This is a genomic window from Desulfococcus sp. (assembly GCF_050178255.1).
Classification (GTDB): domain Bacteria; phylum Desulfobacterota; class Desulfobacteria; order Desulfobacterales; family Desulfococcaceae; genus Desulfococcus; species Desulfococcus multivorans.
Genome location: NZ_JBFXGG010000120.1, coordinates 1 through 4,513 on the forward strand (window position 1 = coordinate 1; position 4,513 = coordinate 4,513).

The window sequence follows — 4,513 nt, forward strand, 5'->3', positions numbered from 1 at the left end:
CCAGGTCGCCGCCGGGATAGAGGGCGCGGGGATACATCTCCCTGAAGGAGATGAAGTCGACCCGGCCGCGCTCGGCCATGGCGGCGGCCAATTCAAGGCAATAACCGCTCACGCCCCGGAGAGGCGGGAAAGAGCCCAGCATGGCGATGGTGTTTACTGTCGTCATTCACGCCTCGTTTCGTCTGCTCATCCAGGCCGTCAATACGATTGAAGTTCAACTTTCATGATGGTGACCGGCCTATGAAAATCGAAAGTTGAGATTGAAGCCCATCCGGCTTTCTCCTCTACCACACCCGCCTCGGTCCATCAAGATGTCCGAAGCCGCTCTCTTTCGGGGGGTGTCGATTTCTGAGCGACGTGGGACGCACGGTTATCCCCTTGATTTATACGGCTCGATTGGGTAATAACACTTTCATGAGTTGATCGCCGTCCCCGAAATCGGGGGCGATAACCTGAAATCGAAATTACAAGTTGAGGTTATGAGCCATCTGCAAACCTTTCGCGTTTTGCCCGACATCCCCGAGGCCCTCTCCTTTCTGGAGGTCCTTTCCCGAAATATCTGGTGGTGCTGGCAGTATGACGCCGTCGAGCTGTTTCGCCGCATCGACCCCCGGCTGTGGGACGGGTGTGGGCGAAACCCTATTCTTTTTCTGACCTATATTCCCCAGAAACGGCTGGAGGAGCTGGCCGCGGACAAGAGCTTTCTGAGTCACCAGGAACGGGTCCGGTCCCAGTTCCAGAAGCTTGCCTGCGCCGGCCGGGGCGACAATGGTTCGTTGCCGGCCCGTCGGTACGCCGTCGCTTATTTTTCCATGGAATTCGGGATCCACGAGAGCATTCCGCTCTTTGCCGGCGGGTTGGGCATCCTGGCGGGGGATCACCTGAAGGCCGCTTCTGACATGGATCTGCCCCTGGTGGGTGTCGGGTTGTTATACCGCCAGGGCTATTTCCGGCAGTTTCTCGACCAGGACGGGTGGCAGCAGGAGGAGTATCCCGAGACCGACATCTACCAGCTTCCCATCGAAAAGGCAAAAGACGCCAGGGGAGACGACCTCTATGTCTCCGTCGCCGGTCCGGACGGCGACATCACCGCCGCGGTCTGGCGTCTGAATGTCGGATGCGTTCCGCTCTACCTTCTCGACAGCAATGTCTCCGTCAATCCAAGGGAGATTCGGGACATCACCTCAAAGCTCTATATCGGGGAGGAAAAGATGCGCATCGCCCAGGAGATGCTCCTGGGCATCGGCGGCATGCGGGCGCTGGCCGCTCTCGATATCCATCCGGCCGTCTGCCACATGAACGAAGGGCATTCGGCTTTCTCCAGCCTCGAGCGTATCGCCCAGATTCGGGAGAACCATCATGTGGACCTGAAAACCGCCCTCGAAATCATCCCCCGAACCACCGTTTTCACGACCCATACCCCCGTGTCCGCGGGAAACGAGGAATTTCCCGTGGAGCTGATCCGGCCCTATCTCGTTCCCCTGGAGGAACGCATCGGCGCCACGGCGGACGAAATCCTGTCATGGGGGCAGGCCCAGGGGGCCCCGCCGGATTCACCCATCTCCATGTTTGTCCTGGGCGCCCATATGGCGCGCTACTGCAACGGCGTCAGCGAACTCCACGGCCAGGTGGCCCGCCGCATGTGGACCCATGTGTGGCCGGAGGTTCCGGAGTACGAGATTCCCATCAGCCACGTGACCAACGGCGTGCACATCCCCTCCTTTCTCTCCCGGGAGCTCGCGTTGCTATTCGAGCGCTATATCGGACCGGAGTGGCACCATCATCCCTCCAACCCCGGCAACATCAAGCGGGTGGACGACATCTACGAAGAAGAGGTGTGGCGGGCCCATGTGATGTGCCGGGCCCGTCTGATCCGAACCTGCCGCAAACTCATGATGCGCCAGTACAAACGGCGGAACGCCCCCAAGGAGATGTTGCGGGATGCCGAGCTGGTCCTGGATCAGGACATCATGACCATCGCCTTTGCCCGGCGTTTTGCCACCTACAAGCGCGCCAACCTGCTCCTGCAGGACCCGGAGCGCTTCGAGGCCCTTTTGACGGACAAGAACCGACCGGTCCAGTTCATTTTCGCCGGGAAGGCTCACCCGAGAGACCACGAAGGCAAGGAACTGATCAAACGCCTGGTGCAGTTCGCCCGCAAGTCCGAGATCCGGAACCGCATCGTTTTCATCGAGGACTACGACATTCATGTGGCCCGGTTTCTGGTTCAAGGCGCGGACGTCTGGCTCAATACCCCCAGGCGCCCGCTGGAAGCCTGCGGCACCTCGGGCATGAAGGCGGCCATCAACGGTGTTTTGAATTGCAGCATTCTGGACGGGTGGTGGTGCGAGGGGTATGCCGAGAACCGGGGATGGAAGATCGGCAGCGGGGAGGAGTACGTCGACCCCGCCTACCAGGACGCCGTGGAATCCCAGGCCCTTTTCAACGTCCTCGAGGAAGAGGTGGTGCCCTGTTTTTATGATCGAAAGAACGGGGATATCCCCGTCCGATGGGTCAAGATGATGAAGAACTCGATGAAAATGGGCATGGGGATCTTCTGCAGCCACCGGATGGTCGCCGAGTACAACGGCCGTTTTTACGACCCGGCCCGGGAACACCTGTTCGAACTTCTGTCGGACGGTGCGAGCCGCGCCCGGAAACTGGCGGCCCAGAGGAAAAAAGTCAACGCTCAGTGGGGAGACATTCGAATTCAACCGCCGATCCAGGAGACCGAAGGGCCTTTTCGGGTGGGGGAGAAGCTTCACATGACTGCCCTGGTCGACCTGGGGGACCTGGCGCCGGAAGACGTGACCGTAGAGCTTTTTTACGGCCTGGTGCAGTCGGCGGATCGCGTGATGTCGGGAAAGGCCAAAAAGATGGAAATGCTCGAAGCCCACGGCGGCGGCCGATATCTCTATGCCTGTGACATTACCTGTCGGGTTTCGGGTCGGTACGGCTTCACGGCCCGGGTGCTTCCGGCCGGGGACGCGTGGGCGAGGTTCCAGCCGGGCCTGCTCCTTTGGGCCTGACAGGGATTCGACATGAATGTAACGATAACCGCGCTGTCGGCACGGGGGCCTGTTGATCGATAACGTCGCGGAAGCGGGGATGGAAACTTCATTCCTGCGGAAAGGATAACCATGGCGGCAACACTGCGGAATCCGAGAATTTTGATCGTGACGCCGGAGGTCACTTATCTGCCGGATCGAATGGGGAGTCTGGCCAACACGCTGACTGCAAAGGCCGGGGGTCTGGCCGACGTGTCGGCGGCATTGGTGAGCGCTCTGTTCGAGCAGGGAGCGGATGTTCATGTCGCACTGCCGGATTACCGGGCCATCTTCAGCGACCGTCTGGCGCCCTTTCTCAAGAAGGAGCAGCGGACGATCCTCGAGGTCATTCCGGAGGAGCGGATTCATCTCGTGGAAGACAGCTCCTTTTTTTACCTGAATCGAATCTATTCGGGGGACGGCCTCGAGAACACAAAGCTGGCCCTGACCTTTCAACGGGACGTCCTCAACTATATCGTCCCCCGGGTCAAGCCCGACCTGATCCACTGCAACGACTGGATGACGGCCCTGATCCCGGCCATGGCCCGGGAGCGGGGCATCCCCTGCCTCTTCACCATCCACAATATCCACACGGTCAAATGTTATCTCGCCCATATCGAAGACCGGGGCATCGACGTCGCCTCCTTCTGGCGGCATCTTTATTACGAACGCCCGCCGCAGGATTACGGCGAGTCGTGGAACACCAACCTCATCGACCTGCTGACCAGCGGCATCTTCGCGGCACATTTCGTCAACACGGTGAGCGACACTTTTCTCCGGGAGATCGTCGAGGGGCGTCATGATTTTGTCGAGCCTTCGATCCGAAGCGAACTGGCCCAAAAATACCATGCCGGTTGCGCCGCCGGAATTCTGAATTCACCGGACCCCTCCTTCAATCCCCGGGATGACCGGATGATCCACCAATCCTACGGCCCCGACGACCATGCTTCGGCCAAACAGGAGAACAAGCGGTTCCTCCAGGCATCCCTGGGGCTGATCGAGGATGAAAACGCGCCGCTCTTTTTCTGGCCGTCCCGGCTGGATCCCGTTCAGAAAGGGTGCCAGCTGCTGGCAGATATTTTATTTCACGTGATATCGGAGTATTGGGAAAAAAAGCTTCAGGTCATCTTTGTGGCGGATGGTCCGTATCACCGCCATTTCAGGGATATCGCCCGGTTTCACGGGTTCGAGAACCGAATCGCCGTCTGCCATTTTGACGAACACCTCGAGCACATGGCCTATGGCGCGTCGGATTTCATTCTCATGCCCTCCCGCTTCGAGCCGTGCGGGCTGCCCCAGATGATCGCCCCCATATACGGCAGCCTCCCGGTGGCCCACGACACCGGCGGCATCCACGATACGGTGACCCATTTGAACGTGGCCGAAGACAAGGGCAACGGGTTCCTCTTCGAGACCTACGATGCCGACGGACTGTTCTGGGCCATCCGCGAGGCCATGCAGTTTTA

2 protein-coding genes are annotated in these 4,513 nt (G+C 59.6%); both read left to right on the top strand.

Going from position 1 to position 4,513, the window contains the following annotated elements; all coding sequences use genetic code 11:
* Positions 1-479: 479 nt before the first annotated feature.
* Entirely contained in the window at positions 480-3,029 is a 2,550-nt protein-coding gene (gene glgP / locus AB7S84_RS14885) for an alpha-glucan family phosphorylase (protein ID WP_428155406.1), read from the top strand.
* A gap of 111 nt (positions 3,030-3,140) precedes the next feature.
* Positions 3,141-4,513: glycogen synthase (locus AB7S84_RS14890; protein ID WP_428155408.1), on the top strand; the 1,373-nt coding region annotated here is incomplete at its 3' end.